Origin of the sequence: Variovorax nivicola (genome assembly GCF_051216475.1) — a bacterium.
Taxonomy (GTDB): domain Bacteria; phylum Pseudomonadota; class Gammaproteobacteria; order Burkholderiales; family Burkholderiaceae_C; genus Variovorax.
Genome location: NZ_JBPJZK010000014.1, coordinates 89,432 through 108,921 on the forward strand (window position 1 = coordinate 89,432; position 19,490 = coordinate 108,921).

The window sequence follows — 19,490 nt, forward strand, 5'->3', positions numbered from 1 at the left end:
CTCAAGCCTCCTGTTCGATGCGCGTGGTGCGCGGCAAGCCGACGATCTGTTGCGGCGCGGCCAGGAACAGGTCAATGCCGCGCGGAAATCCGGCGTGGTTGGCTGCCCACTGCGCGGTGAAATCCGAAGCACCGGGGCGCGGGAGGCCACCGACCTCGACGCGCGTGCTGTGCTGGATGCCGGGGCCGCGCAATGTCCACCCGGCCTTGCCGCCTTCGGTCAACGCGGCCACGTCGAGCACGCAGGTGGCCGACTGGTCGGGGTAGGCATCGCTGCCCTTGGCAAAACGCTCGAGCGGTGGGCATTCATCGCCCTGCGCGACCCATGCGAACTGCGCGTTGTCTGGCGCATCGACCAGCACGCAGCCTGTGTGAAAGCGCAGCCATGCGGCGGCGTCGCTCCCAGCCAGCGAGGGCGAGAGCCAGAGGGTGCAATCGGGATCGAGCAGCGCCAGCAGCAGCGCGGCGGATGCGGCGTGACCGCGCGACGGTGTCTGCGCGTCGTGGGGCAGCGCGATCACGCGACCGGGATGCGACAGCGCCTGCAGCGCGGCACGAAACACCGACTGGCTGCCCAGTGCCGGGTCGGAAAAGCCCGCGCCGAGTTTGGAGAGATCGTGTGCGTTCATTCGTCGCCCTCCTCTTCGTCGGCCACGCCGGCTTCACGTGCGACCGTGAAGAACTCGACCTTGCTGCTCTGAGCGCGGGCATGGCGTTGGGCGCGCTGCAGTGCGAGATGGCGGCGCAGCAGCGCCAGCAGTTGGGTGTTCAGCAGGGCCTGCTGCTGCGGGTCTTGCAGTAGCGCATCGGCCACTGCTGCCAGTTGCGCGTGGCGGTGCGAGCGGCCCAGCACGTAGGCGACGCCGACTGCATCGCTCATGCCACCTGTTTCGCCCAGGCGCAATGCGCAACGCGTGACCGTGACCTCGCCCACGTTGAATCGCTCGCCCGTGCCACCGGCGCGGCCCTGCACCATCACCAGCCCGGTCTCGGGCGGACGCAGCCAGTGCGGCGTACCCTGTGCATGGGCGCCCAATGCAGGCTCGAGCAGGTCGAGCGGCGCGCGTGCCAGCGTGGCCATCCACTGCGCACGGTCTAGCGGGCGCTCTGACGGTTCCGTGTCAAAAGCATGAAACATGAGAGTGATATTCTGAAAGTTGTATAGACAAATTGAACAACCGGCGCGAGCTTAGAGAGCGCACAAGACGACTTCATGACAACCACAACAAGCCCTTCCGCACCTCTTCCAGCGCGTCCGCCGCGCGACAGTTTCTGGACCCGCATCGCCGCAGACCTCGCCGACGCGATCGCGCGCGGCGTCTATCCCCCGGGGCAACGGCTACCCTCCGAACACGCGCTGGCAGAGCAGTTCGGCGTCAACCGCCACACCATCCGCCGCTCGCTGGCCGACCTCATCAACCAGGGCCTGCTGCGCGCCACGCAGGGCAGCGGCACCTACGTGGAGGAGTTCGCGGTCGACATCGCAATGGGCAAGCGCCCGCGGCACCATCAACGCCTGGCGCAGGCGGGGTTGCGGGGCGCGCTGCATGTGGTCGCATCCAGCACCGTTCGCGCCACCGCCGCACAGGCCCGCGCGCTGAACGTCGCGGCGCGCAGCACGCTGCTGTGCCTGAACGTGATCGGCGATGCGGAGGGACAGCCGCTGCACTTCAGCGAGCGCTTCTTTCCCCTGCCGCGCTTCGCCGGACTCGAGGCCGTGGTGCGCGAAACCGGCTCCATCACCGCCGGCTTTGCCGCCCACGGCGTGGACGACTACACGCGGCGCGAAAGCCGCATCACGGCACAGATGCCGGAACCCGAGGTGGCCGCGCAGCTGCGCCAGCCCGTGGGCCGGCCGGTGCTCTTCGTCGAAAGCGTGAACGTGGACACCGCCGATGCGCCCATCGAATACGCGCGCACCTGGTTCGCCGGCGACCGCACCACGCTGACGGTGAAATACGATGAGTGAGGGCCACGCACAACCGCACCGCAGGGCGCACCGCTACGCAGCCTATTTCGCACCCGCCATCGGGAGCGCATGGTGGGAGGCCGGCGCCCAATGGCTGGGTCGCTGCGCGGCCAGCGGCCAAGCCAGGGCGCAGCCGGTCTTCGACGGACTGCCCGCCGACGTGCAACGCAAGGTCACGGCCGCCCCACGACGCTACGGCTGGCACACCACGCTCGCGGCGCCCTTCACGCTGTGGCCGCACATCGAGGAAGCGACCCTGCGCGATGGCCTGCAAACGCTCTGCCAAGCCTGGGAGCCCTTCACGATGCCTGCGCTGGAAGTGGCATTGCTCGACGACTTCCTGGCGCTCGTGCCCGTGCAGCCGAACCCCGCGCTGAACGCTGTGGCTGGTGCCTGTGTGACGGGCCTGCATGCCTTTGCCGAACCGCTCTCACCCTCGGAGCTTCAGCGCCGCCGCGCGGGCGGTCTCACGCCTGAAGAAGACGCACTGCTGCTGCGTTGGGGCTACCCCTTCGTGCTGGAGCGCTTCCGCTTTCACATGTCGCTGACTGGCTCGCTGCGCGACGTCGAGCCCGCGATGGTGGAGGTCCTGCGCACAGCGGCGCAGCAGCACTTCGGTGCGCTGCTGGCATCGCCTCCCTTGCGCTTCGAGGCCATCGGCCTTTTCGCGGAGCCCACGCCCGGCGCCGACTTCGTGTGCCTGGCGCAGATGGAGCTGGGGCGATGACCGGACGGCTCGTGTATGTCGCTGGACCTTCGGGCGCCGGCAAGGACAGCCTGCTCGCATGGCTGAAGGAACAACTGGCGCCCGACGCGCCGGTCGCATTCGCCCGACGCACCATCACGCGCGCGGCCACGGAAGATGGCGAGCAGCACGACAGCATCGACATGCAAGGCTTCCTGCGCCTGCGCGAAGGTGGCGCCTTCGGGCTCGACTGGGAAGCCAACGGCCTTGGCTACGGTGTGCGCCATACAGAGTTGCCACCGCAGCGGGGCAGCTCCGTCGTGATCGTCAACGGATCGCGGGCCTACCTGCCCGAAGCCGCGCGCCGCTTTCCTCACATGACGGTGGTGCACATCACGGCCAGTGTCGAGACCCTGCGGCAGCGCCTGATGGCAAGAGGCCGCGAGTCGGCCGACATGATCGAGGCGCGCGTGCGGCGCGCGCTCGATTTCCGAATGCCCGCGGGCCTGGCCACCATCGAGATCCACAACGACGACCGCGGGCTGGCCGAGGCCGGTGCGCAACTGGCCCACGCGCTCGGGCTGGCCGCCATCGCGTGAAGCTCACGCCGGTCTACATCTCGAACGCCTCGACCTGCCGCCCATCGATGTCGGTGAAGCCGTATTCCCGCGCCAGATCGGCCACGCGCAGCACCTCGCCGCTTTTCTCCATCACCTTCGGATCGCCCGCCAGCGCGACGACCGCTCGCCCCAGATAGCGCGGCGATTCGGTGCGCGCCAGCGCCGGGCGCTCGTGCCAATGCGCCTCGTCGGTCTTGTGGCCCGCGAGCACGAACTCCGTGCGCATCCAGCCGGGCGACAGGGCAATGGAAGCGACGTTGTACGGCCGCAGGTCTTGCGCCATGCCGAAGGCCAGCCGGGTCATCGAGGCCTTGGCCAGGTCGTAGAAGAGGCTGCCACGCAGATAGTGGCCACGGTCCCAGAAGGTGGTGGTGAGGATCAGCCCCTTTTTCTGTCGCACCATCAGCGGCGCGGCACAGCGGCTGGCCACGAGATGGTTGCGCACGCCGCGGTCGAACATCGAATCCCAGTTCGACAGCGGGTGCTCCCAGAACGGCGCTTCGAACACGCCGTTGAATGTCTCGTGGCCGCCCCAGGCGTTGTTCACGAGCAGGTCGATGCGGCCCGTGTCGCGCTCCACGCGAGCGAAGAGCGCCGCCACTTCTTCTTCGCGGGTGTGGTCGCACTGCACTGCGATGCCGCGCCCGCCCATGCGGGTGACTTCGTCGGCGGTGTCATCGATGCTGCCGGGCACGGCTTGCATGTCAGACAGGGCCAGCAACTGGCCGTAGGTTTGCGCGGGCTGTTCGCGTGTGCTGCGCCCGGTGACGTACACCGTGGCTCCGGCGGCGCCCAGTTCCAGCGCGATGCCGCGCCCTGCGCCGCGGCTCGCGCCGGTCACCACGGCCACGCAGTCCTTCAGCGGGCGGTGGGTATTTTCGTTCTGCATGTTCGGTTGCTCCTTCGATCTGCCTGTGCAAGAGCTGACGAAGATAGTGCGCGCTCAACGCGCCGTCTTGGAAGAACCCGAAACGGCATGCCCCATGAACTCGGTCGGCGTGACGCCGCAGAGCGCGCGGAATTCGTTCACCAGGTGCGACTGGTCGTAGAAACCGCTGTCGAGCGCCACGTCCGCCCATGCGGGCGACGATTGCAGGCGCAGTGCGCGAAGGCAGCCGTGCAGTCTCGCGAGCCGGCTCCATGAGCGAGGCGTAAGCCCGACGTGCGCATGAAAGAGCTGCTGCAGGCGCCGCTCACCAACGCCGACGGCGGCCGCCACTTCGCGCAACGGACGGCGCCCGTCCGATGCTGCGATCAACCTTGCCGCATGCATCGCTACGGCTGCTGGCCGGCCAGCGGCATCGCCATCGGGCAGCCGGCGTTGCAAGGCGGCGTGCAGCAGTGCCACCCGCGCTGCATCGTCCGGCGCCTCGGCCATGCGTCCGAGCAGCCCCGAACCTTCGCCGTGCCACAGCTCATCGAGATGCACCACGCTGCCGCCGATCTCGCCGGCCGGCAACCCCAGCAGCGCAGCGGCGGCACCAGGGCGCAGGGTGACGGAGAGCCCCTCCACCTTGCGCCGCATGCGCACCACCACAGGCGCGGCCGAAGCGCCAATGGCTTCCACCGCCAGCCCCTCGCCTTCGCCGGCGGACGGCGCATCGCCGAGGTTGAAGACCAGCCGCACCGCACCATCGGGCAGCACGCGCTCGCTCACCTCGTGGCCATCGGCAAAGGTCTCGCGGTACAGCATGATGTGAGAGACATGCGCCCGCAGCGCCGACCCCACCGGAAACGCGCAAAGCGTACCGGCCGGCACGCCAGATTCCGGCCCGTGCAACGGGTCGTCATCGAGGCGAAGAAAGAGGCGTTCGGCCATGGCCGTCCATTGTGATGAAAACCCCGCCCGGGAGCGAGCCGGCCACGGTCGCCGAAAATCGGCCGCTTCGCCCGCGCACACGAATGCCCGCCATCGCTCTCCCCGTTCTCTATTCGTTCCGCCGTTGCCCCTATGCGATGCGGGCCCGGCTCGCGCTGATTGCGAGCGGCCAGCGCTGCGAGCTGCGCGAGGTGGTGCTGAAGAACAAGCCGGCCGAGATGCTGGTGGCCTCGCCCAAAGGCACGGTGCCCGTGCTGCTGACCGAAGACGGCACGGTGCTCGAGCAAAGCCTCGACGTGATGCTGTGGGCCCTGCGGCGCGACGATCCGCTGCGCTGGCTGCAGCCCGGAACCGGCACGCTGCAGGACATGCTCGCGCTGATCGCCGCCTGCGACGACGACTTCAAGCCCCAGCTCGACCGCTACAAGTACCCCGACCGGCATGCGGATGGCGGTGAACCCGCGCGCGAGCGTGGCGCCGTGTTCCTGCGTGACCTCGAAACCAGGCTGTCGGCTTCGCCCTACCTGACCGGAGCGCACGCCACACTGGCCGATGCCGCCCTCATGCCCTTCGTGCGCCAGTTCGCGATGGTCGAGCCCACATGGTTCGCCGCCCAGCCCTGGCCCCACCTGCAAACGTGGCTGTCTGGCTGGGCCACCTCGGACCTGTTCGAGCGCGCCATGCACAAGTACGCGCCCTGGAAGACCGGCGATGCCGGCGTCAGCTTTCCGCCAGCTTAGCTAGCCACCCATCGCCGCTGCCGAGGCTCGCTGGATGCATTCGACGAAGTGCTGCGCGGCCGGCGTCAGCAGTTGCCCACGGCGCTTGATGACGCTGACGCTCAGCATGGGCAGCTCTTCCTCGATCTCCACGCGCCGGATGCCGTGTCGTTTGAAGGTCAGCGTCGCCAGTGGCTCGACGAACAGGCCGACCAGGTCCATCTGCCCGACCAGCGCCAGCGCCACCGTGACCGACTGCCCCTGTATCACCCGCGCCGGCGGCGGCAGTCCCAGCGGCAGCAACGGCGATACGGCCTCACGGCCGCTGAAATGGTCGTCGCCCGGAAGAATCCACTCGGCCTTGTAGAGCTCGCGGATCGAGCGGCTCGCGCGCAGCGGATGGCGCTCGCGCAGACCCACCACCAGTTTCACCGGAAAGAGCTCCATCGCCTCGAACTGCGGATCGAGCCGGCCCGGCACCACGTGCGCCACCGCGAAGTCGAGCGAGCCCTCGCGCAGGCGCCCCAGCATCCAGGGCAGCACCGTTTCGCTGAACTGCACGTCGACAGCAGGCAGCCGCGAGTGGAAATCCTTGAACGCGGCCGGCAGCACCGTGAGCGCGAACGAAGTGCTGACGGCCAGCGAGACCTGGCCGGTGAGCCCGTCGCGGATCTGCGCGATCTCGTCGCGTGCGCGCTGCATGTCGGCCAGCAGCAGCCGCGCGCGCGGCGCGAAGGCCCTGCCGAACTCGGTGAGCCGCACGCCCTTGACGCTGCGCTCCACCAGCGGCGCGCCGACTTCGCGCTCCAGCTCACGCACGATCTTGGTCACGGCCGGCTGCGAAATGCCGAGGACGCGTGCCGCAGCGCGAATGCTCATCTGCTCGACCACCGCCACGAAGGCGTGCAACTGATTGGGTTTCATGACAACCAAAAGTTATCTTTGACGCCCAATTATTGTCTTTTCATGACAGCAGTGAGTCTCTAGCATCCGGCGCGGTCAGGGCGTAGATACCTTCGACCGACATCCTCGAAAAAGCAAAGCCAACACTGGAGAGCCATGAGCACCCCAAGCAAGCAGCCATCGTCGTCCACATCCCCCGCTCGCCCCGCGCGCAGGCGCCAGACCATCGTGGCCACCACCATCGGCAACGGGCTGGAGTTCTTCGACTTCACCGTCTACGGTTTTCTGGCGCTGGTGATCGGCAAGCTGTTCTTCCCGACCTTCAACTCATACGGCCAGCTGCTGCTGACGGTGGCCAGCTTCGGCGTGGGCTTCATCATGCGGCCGCTGGGCGGCATCGTGATCGGCGCGTATGCCGACCGCGCGGGCCGCAAGAAGGCCATGACGCTCACGATCTTCCTGATGGCGCTGGGCTGCGCGCTGATCGCCTTCACGCCCACCTACTCGGCCATCGGCGTGGCGGCGCCCATCGTCATCGTGCTGGCACGGCTTATCCAGGGCTTCTCGGCCGGCGGTGAAGTGGGTGCATCGACCACGCTGCTGGTGGAACACGCCACGCCGGCCAACCGCGGCTACATGGCGAGCTGGCAGTTCGCGAGCCAGGGCCTGGGCGTGATGCTCGGCGCTGTCGTGGTGGGCCTGCTGACCTTCACGCTGTCGACGGAATCGATGCAAAGCTGGGGCTGGCGAGTGCCCTTCATCATCGGCATGCTGATCGCGCCGGTGGGCATGTACATCCGCCGCCACCTCGAAGAGTCTCTGCACATCTCGCCGGAAGAAGCCGCTGCGCCGCGCGAGAGCAGCCTGAAGATCGTCTGCACACAGCACGGCAAGACGGTGCTGGCCGCGATTCTTTCGCTGGTGGGCGGCACCACGGCCGCGTATGTCGTCACGTTCTACATGCCGACGTATGCCGTGCGCGAACTCGGCTTCACGCCGTCGGTGGCGCTGTTCGGCGCCGCGCTCACCGGGCTGATCTCTTTCGCCTTCGCGCCTTTCGTCGGCAAGCTGTCGGACGTGGTGGGCCGCAAGCCGCTCATCGTCTGGAGCCGCATCGTGCTGGCGATCCTGATCTACCCGGGCTTCCTGTGGCTCAACGCCTCGCCCACGCCAACGGTGCTGTTCGTCGTGCTCGGCGTGTTCAGCTTCGGCCTGGTGGTACAGACGGTGCCCGGCATCACGATGCTGCCGGAGATGTTTCCGAAGGCGGTGCGCGCCAGCGGCATGTCGCTGGTGTACAGCGTGGGCGTGGCGCTGTTCGGCGGTTTCGCGCCCTTCATCAGCACCTGGCTGCTCAACGCCACGGGCAGCAAGCTCGCGCCGGCCTGGTACCTTGTGGCGATGACGGTGGTTTCGCTGCTCGGCCTGCTCTGGTTGCGCGACCATACGGGCCGCGACATCGATGCGGCCGGCGCCCACGCAGCGGCCTGACGACTTTCACTATTTCAAGCACAGGAGTCCCCACCTCATGCCAACAACACAACGCTCTGCCGCCACGCGGTATTTTTCGGGCACGTATGTCGAAGCCCGCGCCAAGTTCCTCGAGGCCGCAGCGCAGCGCGGCGCGGCCGTCGAATCGTTCGTGCTCGAAGCGCACCGCGGCGCGCTCGGCGAAGAGCTCGCCACCGACGTGGCGCTGATCGGCGCCATCGACGCGAAGAAGGTGCTTCTCGTGACCTCGGGCACGCACGGCCCCGAAGGCTTCTGCGGCTCGGGCACGCAGATTGCCACGCTCAACGACGCCGACCTGCTCTCGCGGCTGGAGAAGGCCGGCGTCGCGCTGCTGCTGGTACATGCCATCAACCCGCACGGCTTCTCGCACCTGCATCGCACGAACGAAGACAACATCGACTTGAACCGCAACCACATCGACTTCAACGCGCCTCTGCCGGTGAACGCCGAGTACGCCGATGTCGAACCACTGGTGCTGCCCGCGACCTGGCCGCCGACGCCCGCCGACGAAGCGGCCGTGGCCGCCTACATCGGAAAGCACGGCATGGTCGCCTTCCGTACCGCCGTCACCAAGGGCCAGTACACCTCGCCCGACGGCCTGTTCTACGGCGGCACCGCGCCTTCGTGGAGCAACAAGACCATCCGCTCGATCCTGCGCAAATACGCAGCCTCGACCACGCACCTCGGCTGGATCGACGTGCACACGGGCCTCGGCCCCTACGGCCATGGCGAAAAGATCTACCCGGGCCGCAACACGCCCGAAGACCTCGCGCTGGCCCATGCATGGTGGGGCGCCGACGTGTTTGCGCCGTTCGCGGGCGACTCGGCCTCGGCCGACGTGTCGGGCCCGGTGATTTCGACCGCATACGACGAATGCCCGAACGCGAAGATCGCGCCGATGGGCCTGGAGTTCGGCACCCTGCCTGACCTCGAAGTGCTGACCCGCCTGCGCGCCGATACATGGCTGCGTCGCCACCCCGAGGCACCGGAGGCGCAGAAGCGCGAGATTCGCGCAGAGCTGCGCGATGCGTTCTACTGCGACAACGACGAGTGGAAGGGCATGATCCTCGGCCAGACCCGCGTCGTGCTTCTGCAGACGCTCCAGGGCCTGCGCAAGGCCTGACGACCGATCAGCCGAAGTTCGGCGCGCGCCGTTCGCGCAGCGAGGCGATGCCCTCGCGCACGTCGGCGCCCGCGAAGCCCATGAATTCGAGCGCCAGCGAGGCGTCAAAGGTCGGGCCAGCCTGGCGCAGCCAGTTGTTCAGCGCGTACTTGGTGAGGCGAATGGCGCTCTGGCTGCCGGCCGCCAGCCGATCGGCCACCTCGTAGGCGCGCGGCAGCAGGTCGGCCTCGTCCACCGCGAGCGACACGAGGCCGATGCGCTCGGCCTCTTCGCCGCTCACCGGCTCGCACAGCAGCAGGTGGTACTTGGCCTTGGCCATGCCGCACAGCAGCGGCCAGACGATGGCCGCGTGGTCGCCCGCCGCCACGCCCAGGCGCGTGTGGCCGTCGACGATCTTCGCGTTCTTCGTGGCGATGGAGATGTCGGCCAGCAGCCCCGCCACCAGCCCCGCACCCACCGCCGGGCCGTGCATGGCGCTCACGATGGGCTTGTCGCAATTGATGATGTTGTAGACGAGGTCGCGCGCCTCGCGCCACACGCGCTGGCGCACCGCGTCGTCGGTGGTCATGTCCTGCACCATCGCGAGATCGCCGCCACCCGAGAAGCCCTGGCCCTCGCCCCGCAGCACGGCGCAGCGCACCGTGTCGTCGGCAGACACGTCGCGCCAGATCTCGGCGAGTTCGCGGTGGCCGTCATGGCCCGCCGTGGGCAGCTTGCCGTTGGCGGCCCGCATCTGGATGTCGAGCACCGCGCCATTCACACCACGGCGCGCGATGGCGAGGGTCTTGTAGCGGGTGTAGTCCATGGCGGGTGTCTCTTTCTATTTTTTCGCGGCCACTTCGCGGCAGCGCTGCACGTTGGTATCGAAGCGCGAGGCCAGTCCGGGCTCGCATTCGTCGGATGGGGTGAGCTTGCACATGCCGACGACCACGTAGTCCATGACCGCCGACGTGCACATCGGGTAGGCCGCGAGATCGGGATTGGCCTTGACCTTGAAGCCCCAGCGTTCGGAAAACTGCACCGTGCGGATCATCGCGCCGTGGAAGAAGCTGCGGTCCTTGGCGGCGATGGCTGCCTCCATGCGGGGCAGTTCCTCGTTCAGGTAGCCGACCGAATCCAGCGGGAAGCCGGACGGGTCCTGCTGCGCGGTGGCGAGGGATGCGGCGAGCACGAGGGGCAAGGCGGCAAGGGCCCGCAGAGCGGGAAGGCGCCTGGAACGATGGGGAGTGCTGTGGAGGTGCATGGCATCGAATTTTGCAACGTTTTGAAGCACTTTTGAATGCACGGCGATGCGTAGGCGCTACGCCCTACTTGCCCTTCTTCTGCTTGTCGAACTTGCGCCAGTACTGGAATTCGTCCTCGTGCACCTCCAGGTCGATCTCTGAAATGCGCGACTGCAGGCGCTCCTGAACCTCGGCAACCGCCTTGTTGAAGACCAGCGGACCGATCTCTTCGAGGAAGAAACCGAGCAACGCCCCCGCCGCGATGTTGCCGATCGGCTCCTCCATGTTCTCGCGGAAGTAGCGCTCGATGGAGGTGATGGCCTGCTGGCGCGCTTCCTTCGGTATCTCGATGGTCATGGCTGCTCGTTCCTCGGGCGTTCGGGCTGCCGATTGTGCCGCCCGCCTCTTCGCTACCATGCGCGCACACGACAACACCGGAGACAGACACCATGAAGTTCCGCCCCGCCGCGCTCGCGGCCCTGGCCGCCCTGGCCACGCTCATCGGCTGCACGAACCTGACCCCCACCGTGCCGCAGCGCCAACTGATGCTGGTCGCCAACGACGAGAAGCAGTCGTGGAACGACGCCGGCGTCGTGATCCTCGGGCCCATGGGGCGCGACACCGTGCAGGTGCTCGACATCGGCACCGACCCGCTGGCGCCCAAGGTGGTCGGCACGCTGCAGCTGGACAACACCATCGCCGGCCCGCCGACCAACCTCGCGATCACGCCTGGCGAAACGCTAGCGCTGGTCGCCAACTCGCTCAACGTGGTCGAGGAGAACGGCGTACGCAAGCAGGTGCCCGACAACCGCCTCTTCGTGATCGACCTGACCACCACGCCACCCAAGCTGCTCGACACCCTGCAGGTCGGCAAACAGCCTTCGGGCCTGTCGATCAACCGCACGGGCGACCTCGCACTGGTGGCCAACCGCGCCGACAACTCGGTGAGCGTGCTGCGCATCTCGGGCAAGAAGGTGACGCTGATCGATACCGTGGCCATGGGCGATTCCGTAGCGCACGTGCGCTTCACGCCAGATGGCAAGCGCGCGCTGGCAGCCAAGTTCCCGAGCCACAAGATCGCGCTGCTCGAGGTGAACGGCGAGAAGGTCAGCTACAACAAGGTCGACCTCGCGGCGGGCCTGTGGCCCTACAACGTCGACGTGACGCCCGATGGCAAGCTCGCGCTGACGGCCGACAACGGCAACTCGGGCGCATCCGACGGCCAGGTCGACACCGTGAGCGTGATTGATCTCGAAGCTGCGCCACCGCGCGTGGTCGACAAGGTGGTGGTCGGCGACGGCCCCGAGGGTCTGGCGGTGAGCCCGACTGGCAAGCATGCTGTGGCGGTGATCCTGCGCGGCAGCAATTCTTCGAAGAGCGCCTACTTCTACAACCGCAACGGCTCGGTGGTGCTGCTGAAGATCGACGGCAAGAAAGTCACGCGCGCCAACGAAGTGGTGGTGCGCGGCCTGCCCGAAGGCGCGGTGTGGAGCGCCGACGGCAAGTATCTGTACGTGGGCAACTTCATCGACCAGGACATCACGATCCTGCGGCTCGATGGCGACACGCTGGTGCCTACGGGCAAGTCGTTCCCGCTGCAGGGGCATCCGGCCTCGATGCGCGGGACAATGACGCACTGATCGACCCACACTCCCCCGAATCCGAACGAAGAAGCCATGGCGCAGCAACCCAAACGACAACTCCGCACGCTCGAACGCGGCATCCTCTGCCTCGTGATCGGCGCCGCCGTTCTGCTGGGGCCGCGCTTTCTACAGGGCACGCGCTGGTTCGAGATGGTCGCCGGTGCCTATCTGGTCGGCTGGTTCGCGCTGGTGCTGGGCGCGGCGCTGATCGTGGTCGAGCTGGTGAAGCGCGGCAAGACGCGCCAGTAAAGGAAAGAAAAAACCCGCCTTGCGGCGGGTTTCGGCAGGAAGGGCACTCGGCCGGCAGCGGGCTCAAGCCTTCTTGCCGCGCAGCTTTCCGACCAGTTCCACCCCGGCCAGCACGATGGCACCGGCCACCAGGCCCACACCGGCATTCACACCCATCGAACCCAGCGTGCCGAACACACCGCCCGTGGCCTTGGCCCAGTCTTCCACCGCATGGCCCAGTGCAGGCACGCCGTGCACCAGGATGCCGCCGCCCACGAGGAACATCGCGGCCGTGCCGGCCACCGACAGCGCCTTCATGAGCCACGGCGCCGCTGCCAGGATGCCGCGGCCCAGGGCCCGCGCGCCTGCACTGGCGCGCTGGCTCAGGTAGAGGCCCGCGTCGTCGAGCTTCACGATGCCGGCCACGAGGCCGTACACGCCGATGGTCATGATCAGCGCGATGCCGACCAGCACGCTCAGCTGTGTCGTGAAAGGCTGGCCCTGCACGGTGCCCAGCGTGATGGCGATGATTTCGGCCGAGAGGATGAAGTCGGTACGCACGGCGCCCTTGATCTTGTCCTTCTCCATGGCAACCACGTCGATCGAGGCGTCGGCCACGGCCTTTTCGTGGCGCTCGGTGTCGGCGTCGTGCTCCTTCTTGTGCAGGAACTTGTGCGCGAGTTTCTCGGCGCCTTCAAAGCAGAGAAAAGCACCGCCGACCATCAGCAGCGGCGTCACCAGCCAAGGCAACCAGGTGCCGATGGCCAGCGCCGCGGGCACGAGGATGGCCTTGTTGACGAACGAGCCCTTGCACACGGCCCACACCACCGGAATCTCGCGATCGGCCTTGACGCCGGACACCTGCTGCGCATTGAGCGCGAGGTCGTCGCCCAGCACGCCGGCCGTCTTCTTGGCGGCCACTTTGGTGAGGATCGACACGTCGTCGAGAACGGTCGCGATGTCGTCGAGCAGCAGGAGCAGGCTGGTGGCCATGGGCAGGATTCGGGCTGAAAAAGAAGCGGCGAGCTTATCCGCAGCCGCCAACCGCCCCTGCAATAACCGTACGAATCAAAGAGCGCTGAACGCAATGGCCAGCACCGCGGCGAGCGATGCGCCGAACAGCGCCAGCCCTACGCGGCGGCGGCGGTGCGTGAGCATCCACAGCGCCATGCCCGACATCGACAGGAAGATCAGGCTGCCGGCCAGCGTGTCGACCAGCAGGATCCACGGCAGAGGCATGCCGCCGCCCTTGTGCATGTTGGTGAGCGTGGCGACAAAGCCGTTGTGCGTGGTGGTGACACCGACAGAGCGGTTGCCCTGCCAATACTCGACCTGCACGATCTCGTTGGGGCCGCCGAAGTTGAACACCCAGCGCGCGGGCTGCGTGAGCACGGGAGCGCTCTTGTCGCTCTTGTCGGCCCAGGCGACGGGCTTGGCGGGCTCGATGCGGCGGGAGTTGGGCGGGCCGCTCATACGCAGCGCACCCTGCAGCCACTGGCTCATGGCCTCGGGCGTTTCCGGCACGGGGTCGGGCAGCACCAGCTGGGCGCGTGTGCGCTCCTGGGCCTGCGGCAGCTTCAGCACGTCTCGGTGGTTGAGCCAGATGCCGCTGAAACCGAACAGCAGCCCCAGCACCGCGCCCCAGAGGCCGAACCAGCCGTGGGTGCGGCGGATCCACTGCACGGCAGTCGTGCGGCGCTGGTGCGCGCGCACGCGCGCGGCGTGGCCGAGGGCGGTGCCGCCGGAATCCATGTCAGGAAACGTCGCGCTTGAGGCGGATTTCTTCGACGCGCACGGTGCCGAAGGCGGTGGTCTTGGCGGTCTTCATCTCGCGCTTGAAGCCCGCGAGTTCGTGAAAGCGCATGGCGCGGTCATTACGGATCGGCACCCAGATGGTGACCGTCGTGCAGCCCTCTTCTTCCAGGCCTTCGCGCGCGGCGTCCCAGAGGGCCACGCCCACGCCCTTGTCCCAGTGCTCGGGCTTGACGTAGATGGCCCAGATTTCGCCGGTGGTGGGCGGGGTCTTGGGGTCGCGCGAGCGGTCGAAGCCGACAAAGCCGACGATTTCGCTGCCCAGCACGGCCACGCGCACCTGCGGCTCGCTGTATTCGATGGCCTCGCGCCACTTGGCTTCGCGGGTGGCCGGGGCCAGGGCACGCAGCTCTTCCTCGGGAAGGATGCCTTCGTAGGCGGCCTTGGCGGCGAGGGAATGGATTTCGGCGACGGCCTTGGCGTCGCGCAGTGTGGCGGGGCGAACTTCGTAATCTGACATGAATGCGGGGAAATCAATGGAACCGCGTATTGTCGCCGCACCGCTAAACTGCTTGCCGCATCCGTCGTAACAACAGGAGAAATCGACATGGCCAAGAGTCAGCAACGCAGCACCAAGGAAGCGAAGAAACCGAAGAAGGACACCTCGCCGCCCAAGCCTGTGGGCACTGGCGGCATCGAGCCCGTTCGCACGATCACGACGGCGGTCATTCCCCGCGGCAAGCTCAAGAACAAGTGACGAACGACGCTCCAGCACCTGCCCCGACGGCCCCCGCAGCCGCAAAGGCCCAGCCGCGCAACCCGCTGCATGGGGTCACGCTGGAGGCCATCGTCACTACGCTGGTCGATTACTACGGGTGGGAACACCTGAGCGAGCTCGTTCCCATCCGTTGCTTCACGCTCGACCCGAGCGTGAGCTCGAGCCTCAAGTTCCTGCGCAAGACGCCGTGGGCGCGCGAGAAGGTCGAGAGCCTTTACCTCTTCATGCTGCGCGAGCAACGCCGCGAACAGCAGCAGCAGCAGCAGCAACAGCAAAGCCAGCCACCGCAGCCATGAAGGTCCGACTCGAGCCCTCGGGCCTCGACTTCGAGACCGACGCCGGCACCACGCTCCTGAAAGCCGCCGAGGCCGCCGGCATCGAGCTGCCGAGCTCGTGCCGCAACGGCACCTGCCGCACCTGCATCTGCCAGCGGCTGTCCGGCGAAACCCGCCACATCATCGAATGGCCCGGCCTGAGCGCCGATGAGAAAGCCGAAGGCTGGATCCTGCCCTGCGTGGCGCAGGCGCTGGGCGACATCACGCTCGACTCGCCGGGCGCGCGCACCCTGTTCGCAGACTAGGACTTGACCAGCGGCCTGACCGAAGGCGCCGCCACCACCAGCCGGTCCCGCTGCGCCAGCGACGGGAACAGCCTGAACCAGGTCAGCGCGACCAGCATCGTCCCCACGCCGCCCACCACCACCGAGCCGACCGGCCCGAGCAGCGCAGCCGTGGCGCCCGACTCGAATTCGCCGAGTTGGTTGCTCGCCCCGATGAAGATCGAATTGACCGCGCTCACCCGCCCTCGCATGGCATCGGGCGTTTCGAGCTGCACCAGCGTCTGGCGGATCACCACGTTGACCATGTCGGCGCCACCCGAGACCGCCAGTGCAATCAACGAGACAACGAAGCTCTTCGAGATGCCGAACACCACCATGCACAGCCCGAAGAGCCCGATGGCCAGCAGCAGCGTGCGCCCCACGCGGCGCTCGACCGGCCGGCGCGTGAGCAGGATCGACATCACCAGTGCCCCCACCGCCGGCGCGCCGCGCAGCAGGCCGAGCCCCCAGGGCCCGGTGTGCAGGATGTCCTTGGCGTAAATCGGCAGTAGCGCCACCGCGCCGCCCAGCAGCACCGCGAACAGGTCCAGCGAGACCGCGCCGAGCACGGGCTTGCGCTTCCAGATGAAATCGACGCCCGCGAACACGGTGGCCAGCGTCACCGGCTCGCGCGCGGCCGGCGTGTAGGCGTAGCGAAGCCGCAGCACCAGCCCGCAGGCGACGACAAAGAAGGCCACGCTGGCGCCGTAGACCACCGCCATGCCCGCCACGAACAGCAGTCCGCCGAGGGCAGGCCCGCCGATGATCGCGCCCTGCATGCCCGCCGAGCTGAAGGCCATCGCGCGAGACAGCATGCTGGGAGGCACCAGCAGCGGCGTCAGTGCCTGCTGCGCCGGCATCTGGAAAGCCCGCACTGCGCCCAGCACCAGGGACAGACCCAGCAGCAGGCCGCGCGAGTCGTGCTTTTCCAGCACCGCAAGCAGCAGCACGAGCCCCACCAGACCCTGCACCGCAAAACAGGCCGCCACGATGCGCCCGCGATGGTGGCGGTCGACGATGTGGCCGGCCAGCAGCGCCAGCAGCAGTGCGGGCACGAACTGGTAGAGGCCGACGAGGCCCAGGTCCCAGGCGCTGCTGGTGAGCTCGTACATGTGCCAGCCAATGGCCACCAGCAGCATCTGCGATGCGGCAGTGCCGAACAGCCGCGCCGTCCACATCTGCATGAACGGGCGTTCGCGCGTCAGGTCGGAAAAGCTGGGGGGACAAGAGGAAACGGAGGCTGGGGCGGGGCCGGACATTCGCTCAAGGATAGCCGAGGCCGGATGAGCGGGGCATGAGGGGCCGGGAATGCGGGAACGGGCCGCCATCGCGCTCTCTACACTCTACGGCATCCATGACGACCGCGCCGCCGCTCCTGCAACCCGTTCACGAAGACCCGTACCTGCTGGTGCTCGACAAGCCCGCCGGCCTGCTCTGCGTGCCCGGCCGCGGCGAGGACAAGCAGGACTGCCTGAGCGCACGTGCCATGCGGCAGTGGCCCGATGCGCTGATCGTGCACCGGCTCGACATGGCCACCAGCGGGCTGGTGGTGATGGCGCGCGGCATCGAAATGCAGCGTGCGCTGAGCGCGGCCTTTGCCGAGCGCCGGGTGCACAAGCGCTATGAAGCCATCGTCGATGGCGCAATGCCGATGCGGGAAGACTGGTCGCTGATCGACGCACCGCTGATGGCCGACTGGCCGCGCAGGCCGCTGCAAAAGACCGACCCGGCGGGCAAGCCCAGCGTCACGCGATGGAAGGCGATTTCATTGCTGCCCGGCGAGCCTGCCGCGACCCATGTGCTGCTGGAGCCACTGACCGGCCGTTCGCATCAGTTGCGCGTGCATCTGCTGTCGATCGGACATCCGATTCTTGGCGATGCGCTGTACGGCGATGCCGCCCTGCAGGCACGCGCGCCACGGCTGCTGTTGCATGCGAGCGAGCTGGGGTTCGTGCACCCGGTGACGCAGCAGGAGCTCTACTTCAAACGGCCGCCCGATTTCGTCGTCGTTTCCTGACCGATCAGTCAGCCAGTCAGCCGCCCTTGACGACCAGCACGGGCATGTTGGCGTCCTGCAGCACGCGCTGCGTCACGCTGCCGAGCAGCAGCTTCTCGATGCCGCTGCGGCCATGCGAGCCCATCACGATCAGGTCGGCCGCGATGGCGATGGCCGTGTCGACGATGCCTTCGTGCACCACATGGCCGTCGATCACACGCTGGTCGCTGTGCAGGCCCTCGGCCGCAAGCGCCGCCACACCGCGTGCGAGCGCCGCGTTGGCGCTGGCCGTGGCCGCTGCGAGGTATTCGTTCTGGCCGAGCGCATAGTCCGCGCCCACGCCGATGAAGGGGTAGTTGTCGATCACGTGAATCAGCGTGATGCGGCTACCGAAAGCCAGCGCGAGGCCGCTGGCCTTGCTGACGGCGAGCATGGAAGTTTCGGAGCCGTCGATCGGAACCAGGATGTGATTGAACATGGCGGGACCTCGCTTTCGTTCGCAGACAGACACGGCCCACATGGAGCCGGGCCCCGAATTTAACCGCTGTTCCGCGGACGGATTGTAGGACTCGTGCCAGCGACGGCGCACTGCACCGCCGCGCGGCTTCAGTCCCCCTGGAAACCCTTGGCGCGGCAGGTGATCACGAGCGTGTCGCGCCAGCCTTCGCCGCCCTCTTCCAGCGGCTGGATCGGCGTCGATTCGTGGATCACGCGCGCGTCGTCGAGCACGAGCAGGCTCCACGGCTCGGTCATGGTGAAGCGCTCGCCGCGGCGGCCGTTGGCTTCGAACACACGCGTCTCGCCACCCTTGATGCCGTGTCGGCCGACGAGTGCCACGGCCACGAGGTCCACTCCATCGCGGTGCGCGCCCTCGGGCGTCGGGCGGCCGATGCCACCGGCGGTGTCGATGCGGAACTGGTGCGCTTCCACGTACCAGCGTTGTGGCGCACCACGCATGTCGCTGCTGGCCTTGCCGAGCTGCTGCAGCAGCCGCTGCCACACGGGCTGCGCCACGGTGGCGTCGAGCATCGGCGCGAACCAGCGCTGCATGCCGCCGTGCAGGGCGTTGTATTCGACCGGCTGCCAGTGCGCACGGTGTGGCACTTGCTCCAGCGTGCCACGGTCGTCGGCTTCGACGGTGAAGCAGGCATGGCGACGCGTGCGATAGCGGCCGCCGTCCTTCAGGTATTCGTCGGGCGGGAGATCGTTCCAGTCAGCGTGCAGTGCATTCAGCTCCGCGAGCGGAACGCCAAGCCATTCGCTGACGCCCTGCGGGCTGAGCACCGCGTAGCCTTGATCGCGCAGTGCGGCGGGCAGCTCGGCGGGTGCGATGAAGGGGGGAGTGAAGGCGGCCGTGGTCACTGCGCGCTGACCTTCACGTCCTTCCAGAACGCGACGCGGTCGCGGATCTCTTCGGCTTCGGGCTTCGGGTCGGCGTAGTACCAGGCGGCGTCGGTGTTGAGCTCGCCGTTGACCAGCAGCGAGTAGTAGCTGGCGGTGCCCTTCCAGGGGCAGGTGGTCTTGTGGTTGCTGAAGGTGACTGCGTCGCGATTGAGCGAACTCATCGGGAAATAGTGGTTGCCTTCGACGAGCACGGTGTCGTCGCTTTCGGCGATGGTGACGCCGTTCCAGGTTGCTTTCATGGTCTTGGTCTCCAGGGGGAGGGTTGCGGGCGCTGGCCGTTGCGCTGCCGCACGGGGCTTGGGTATTGTGCCGTTGCTTGGCTTGGCCGCTTTCTTCGGGGCGATATGGGCACTATTGCTTTGTTTGTTTTCGGGGGCCGGGTCTCGGCCCGGCGGCCGACTCACTTTCTTTTGCTTCGCTGTATGGACCGGGGACCTTGGAAACAGGTGTGCGCGGACATAGGAAACACGTTGGCAGGTTAGCGCTTTACAAGCAAGGAGTTCAAGTCCAGCCGCATGA

General features: G+C 67.5%; 27 protein-coding genes. 12 read left to right on the forward strand and 15 right to left on the reverse strand.

Annotation, left to right across the window (positions count from 1 at the left end):
• Position 1: 1 nt before the first annotated feature.
• Positions 2-628: a phosphonate C-P lyase system protein PhnH gene (gene phnH, locus ACSFBF_RS33070; RefSeq protein ID WP_435474497.1), complete on the reverse strand. Its 627-nt coding sequence runs from the start codon at positions 626-628 to the stop codon at positions 2-4.
• Positions 625-1,137, reverse strand: coding sequence for a phosphonate C-P lyase system protein PhnG (phnG, locus tag ACSFBF_RS33075; RefSeq protein ID WP_435474499.1), 513 nt, complete (start codon positions 1,135-1,137; stop codon positions 625-627). Before phnG ends, phnH begins: the two co-directional genes overlap by 4 nt.
• 75 nt (positions 1,138-1,212) lie before the next feature.
• Between phnG and phnF the strand changes: the two genes are divergently transcribed.
• Genes phnF through phnN form a run of 3 tightly spaced genes read left to right on the forward strand, consistent with a single transcriptional unit; the run spans position 1,213 to position 3,252 of the window.
• Positions 1,213-1,968, forward strand: a complete 756-nt coding sequence (phnF, locus tag ACSFBF_RS33080) for a phosphonate metabolism transcriptional regulator PhnF (RefSeq protein ID WP_435474501.1) — start codon at positions 1,213-1,215, stop codon at positions 1,966-1,968.
• Positions 1,961-2,695, forward strand: a complete 735-nt coding sequence (locus tag ACSFBF_RS33085) for a DUF1045 domain-containing protein (RefSeq protein WP_435474503.1) — start codon at positions 1,961-1,963, stop codon at positions 2,693-2,695. Before phnF ends, ACSFBF_RS33085 begins: the two co-directional genes overlap by 8 nt.
• The gene (gene phnN, locus ACSFBF_RS33090) at positions 2,692-3,252 is read left to right on the forward strand and encodes a phosphonate metabolism protein/1,5-bisphosphokinase (PRPP-forming) PhnN (protein WP_435474505.1); all 561 of its coding nucleotides are present in this window, start codon (positions 2,692-2,694) and stop codon (positions 3,250-3,252) included. Before ACSFBF_RS33085 ends, phnN begins: the two co-directional genes overlap by 4 nt.
• A 13-nt stretch (positions 3,253-3,265) precedes the next feature.
• Here the strand turns inward: phnN and ACSFBF_RS33095 are convergent, their stop codons facing one another.
• Positions 3,266-4,162 carry an SDR family NAD(P)-dependent oxidoreductase gene (locus tag ACSFBF_RS33095; protein ID WP_435474507.1) on the reverse strand — a complete coding sequence of 299 codons (897 nt, stop codon included), beginning with the start codon at positions 4,160-4,162 and terminating at the stop codon, positions 3,266-3,268.
• Positions 4,163-4,216: 54 nt separating this feature from the next.
• Positions 4,217-5,092 (reverse strand): helix-turn-helix transcriptional regulator, encoded by an 876-nt coding sequence (locus tag ACSFBF_RS33100; protein WP_435474509.1) that lies wholly within the window; start codon positions 5,090-5,092, stop codon positions 4,217-4,219.
• An 83-nt stretch (positions 5,093-5,175) separates the two neighbouring features.
• Here ACSFBF_RS33100 and ACSFBF_RS33105 point away from each other — a divergent pair, with 83 nt between their 5' ends.
• Positions 5,176-5,832, forward strand: a complete 657-nt coding sequence (locus ACSFBF_RS33105; protein WP_435474511.1) for a glutathione S-transferase — start codon at positions 5,176-5,178, stop codon at positions 5,830-5,832.
• Here the strand turns inward: ACSFBF_RS33105 and ACSFBF_RS33110 are convergent, their stop codons facing one another.
• The gene (locus ACSFBF_RS33110; protein ID WP_435474513.1) at positions 5,833-6,735 is read right to left on the reverse strand and encodes a LysR family transcriptional regulator; all 903 of its coding nucleotides are present in this window, start codon (positions 6,733-6,735) and stop codon (positions 5,833-5,835) included.
• Positions 6,736-6,870: 135 nt separating this feature from the next.
• Between ACSFBF_RS33110 and ACSFBF_RS33115 the strand changes: the two genes are divergently transcribed.
• Positions 6,871-8,205, forward strand: a complete 1,335-nt coding sequence (locus ACSFBF_RS33115) for an MFS transporter (protein WP_435474515.1) — start codon at positions 6,871-6,873, stop codon at positions 8,203-8,205.
• Positions 8,206-8,242: 37 nt separating this feature from the next.
• Positions 8,243-9,349 carry a M14 family metallopeptidase gene (locus ACSFBF_RS33120; RefSeq protein WP_435474517.1) on the forward strand — a complete coding sequence of 369 codons (1,107 nt, stop codon included), beginning with the start codon at positions 8,243-8,245 and terminating at the stop codon, positions 9,347-9,349.
• A gap of 7 nt (positions 9,350-9,356) precedes the next feature.
• Here ACSFBF_RS33120 and ACSFBF_RS33125 read toward each other — a convergent pair whose 3' ends face one another.
• The 3 genes from ACSFBF_RS33125 to ACSFBF_RS33135 all read right to left on the reverse strand — a co-directional run bounded on the left by ACSFBF_RS33125 (position 9,357) and on the right by ACSFBF_RS33135 (position 10,929).
• Positions 9,357-10,154, reverse strand: a complete 798-nt coding sequence (locus tag ACSFBF_RS33125) for an enoyl-CoA hydratase/isomerase family protein (RefSeq protein WP_435474519.1) — start codon at positions 10,152-10,154, stop codon at positions 9,357-9,359.
• A 15-nt stretch (positions 10,155-10,169) separates the two neighbouring features.
• Positions 10,170-10,520, reverse strand: coding sequence for a hypothetical protein (locus ACSFBF_RS33130; protein ID WP_435474521.1), 351 nt, complete (start codon positions 10,518-10,520; stop codon positions 10,170-10,172).
• 136 nt (positions 10,521-10,656) lie between these two features.
• Complete coding sequence (locus ACSFBF_RS33135) at positions 10,657-10,929, reverse strand: DUF2164 domain-containing protein (RefSeq protein WP_258350342.1); 273 nt, start codon at positions 10,927-10,929, stop codon at positions 10,657-10,659.
• Between the two features lie 92 nt (positions 10,930-11,021).
• On the opposite strand from ACSFBF_RS33135, the gene ACSFBF_RS33140 reads away from it, so the two are divergent.
• The gene (locus ACSFBF_RS33140) at positions 11,022-12,212 is read left to right on the forward strand and encodes a lactonase family protein (RefSeq protein ID WP_435474523.1); all 1,191 of its coding nucleotides are present in this window, start codon (positions 11,022-11,024) and stop codon (positions 12,210-12,212) included.
• A 36-nt stretch (positions 12,213-12,248) separates the two neighbouring features.
• Positions 12,249-12,464 (forward strand): hypothetical protein, encoded by a 216-nt coding sequence (locus ACSFBF_RS33145; protein ID WP_435474525.1) that lies wholly within the window; start codon positions 12,249-12,251, stop codon positions 12,462-12,464.
• Positions 12,465-12,527: 63 nt separating this feature from the next.
• On the opposite strand, the gene ACSFBF_RS33150 is transcribed toward ACSFBF_RS33145, so the two are convergent.
• The 3 genes from ACSFBF_RS33150 to ACSFBF_RS33160 form a co-directional block, all read right to left on the reverse strand.
• On the reverse strand, positions 12,528-13,436 hold the full coding sequence (locus ACSFBF_RS33150) for a DUF808 domain-containing protein (RefSeq protein ID WP_435474527.1): 909 nt from the start codon (positions 13,434-13,436) through the stop codon (positions 12,528-12,530).
• 75 nt (positions 13,437-13,511) lie between these two features.
• A complete protein-coding gene (locus tag ACSFBF_RS33155) occupies positions 13,512-14,195 on the reverse strand; it encodes a PepSY-associated TM helix domain-containing protein (protein ID WP_435474529.1) in 684 nt (227 codons plus the stop codon).
• 1 nt (position 14,196) lies between these two features.
• On the reverse strand, positions 14,197-14,715 hold the full coding sequence (locus tag ACSFBF_RS33160; RefSeq protein WP_093059111.1) for a GNAT family N-acetyltransferase: 519 nt from the start codon (positions 14,713-14,715) through the stop codon (positions 14,197-14,199).
• 87 nt (positions 14,716-14,802) lie between these two features.
• Between ACSFBF_RS33160 and ACSFBF_RS33165 the strand changes: the two genes are divergently transcribed.
• Genes ACSFBF_RS33165 through ACSFBF_RS33175 form a run of 3 tightly spaced genes read left to right on the forward strand, consistent with a single transcriptional unit; the run spans position 14,803 to position 15,553 of the window.
• Positions 14,803-14,952, forward strand: coding sequence for a hypothetical protein (locus ACSFBF_RS33165; protein WP_013542593.1), 150 nt, complete (start codon positions 14,803-14,805; stop codon positions 14,950-14,952).
• Positions 14,949-15,269: a VF530 family protein gene (locus ACSFBF_RS33170; protein WP_435474532.1), complete on the forward strand. Its 321-nt coding sequence runs from the start codon at positions 14,949-14,951 to the stop codon at positions 15,267-15,269. Before ACSFBF_RS33165 ends, ACSFBF_RS33170 begins: the two co-directional genes overlap by 4 nt.
• Complete coding sequence (locus ACSFBF_RS33175; protein WP_435474534.1) at positions 15,266-15,553, forward strand: 2Fe-2S iron-sulfur cluster-binding protein; 288 nt, start codon at positions 15,266-15,268, stop codon at positions 15,551-15,553. The genes ACSFBF_RS33170 and ACSFBF_RS33175 overlap by 4 nt, the downstream gene beginning before the upstream one ends.
• Here ACSFBF_RS33175 and ACSFBF_RS33180 read toward each other — a convergent pair.
• Complete coding sequence (locus tag ACSFBF_RS33180) at positions 15,550-16,830, reverse strand: MFS transporter (protein WP_435474536.1); 1,281 nt, start codon at positions 16,828-16,830, stop codon at positions 15,550-15,552. The two genes, ACSFBF_RS33175 and ACSFBF_RS33180, sit on opposite strands and share 4 nt — an antisense overlap.
• Positions 16,831-16,925: 95 nt before the next feature.
• Here ACSFBF_RS33180 and ACSFBF_RS33185 point away from each other — a divergent pair, with 95 nt between their 5' ends.
• Positions 16,926-17,588, forward strand: a complete 663-nt coding sequence (locus tag ACSFBF_RS33185) for an RluA family pseudouridine synthase (RefSeq protein ID WP_435474538.1) — start codon at positions 16,926-16,928, stop codon at positions 17,586-17,588.
• A 16-nt stretch (positions 17,589-17,604) separates the two neighbouring features.
• Here the strand turns inward: ACSFBF_RS33185 and ACSFBF_RS33190 are convergent, their stop codons facing one another.
• From ACSFBF_RS33190 to ACSFBF_RS33200, 3 genes are all read right to left on the reverse strand, one after another.
• Entirely contained in the window at positions 17,605-18,045 is a 441-nt protein-coding gene (locus tag ACSFBF_RS33190; RefSeq protein ID WP_007833935.1) for a universal stress protein, read from the reverse strand.
• Positions 18,046-18,173: 128 nt separating this feature from the next.
• Positions 18,174-18,929 (reverse strand): 2OG-Fe dioxygenase family protein, encoded by a 756-nt coding sequence (locus tag ACSFBF_RS33195; RefSeq protein WP_435474540.1) that lies wholly within the window; start codon positions 18,927-18,929, stop codon positions 18,174-18,176.
• Positions 18,926-19,210, reverse strand: a complete 285-nt coding sequence (locus ACSFBF_RS33200; RefSeq protein WP_093059105.1) for a DUF427 domain-containing protein — start codon at positions 19,208-19,210, stop codon at positions 18,926-18,928. The genes ACSFBF_RS33195 and ACSFBF_RS33200 overlap by 4 nt, the downstream gene beginning before the upstream one ends.
• Positions 19,211-19,490: the final 280 nt, after the last annotated feature.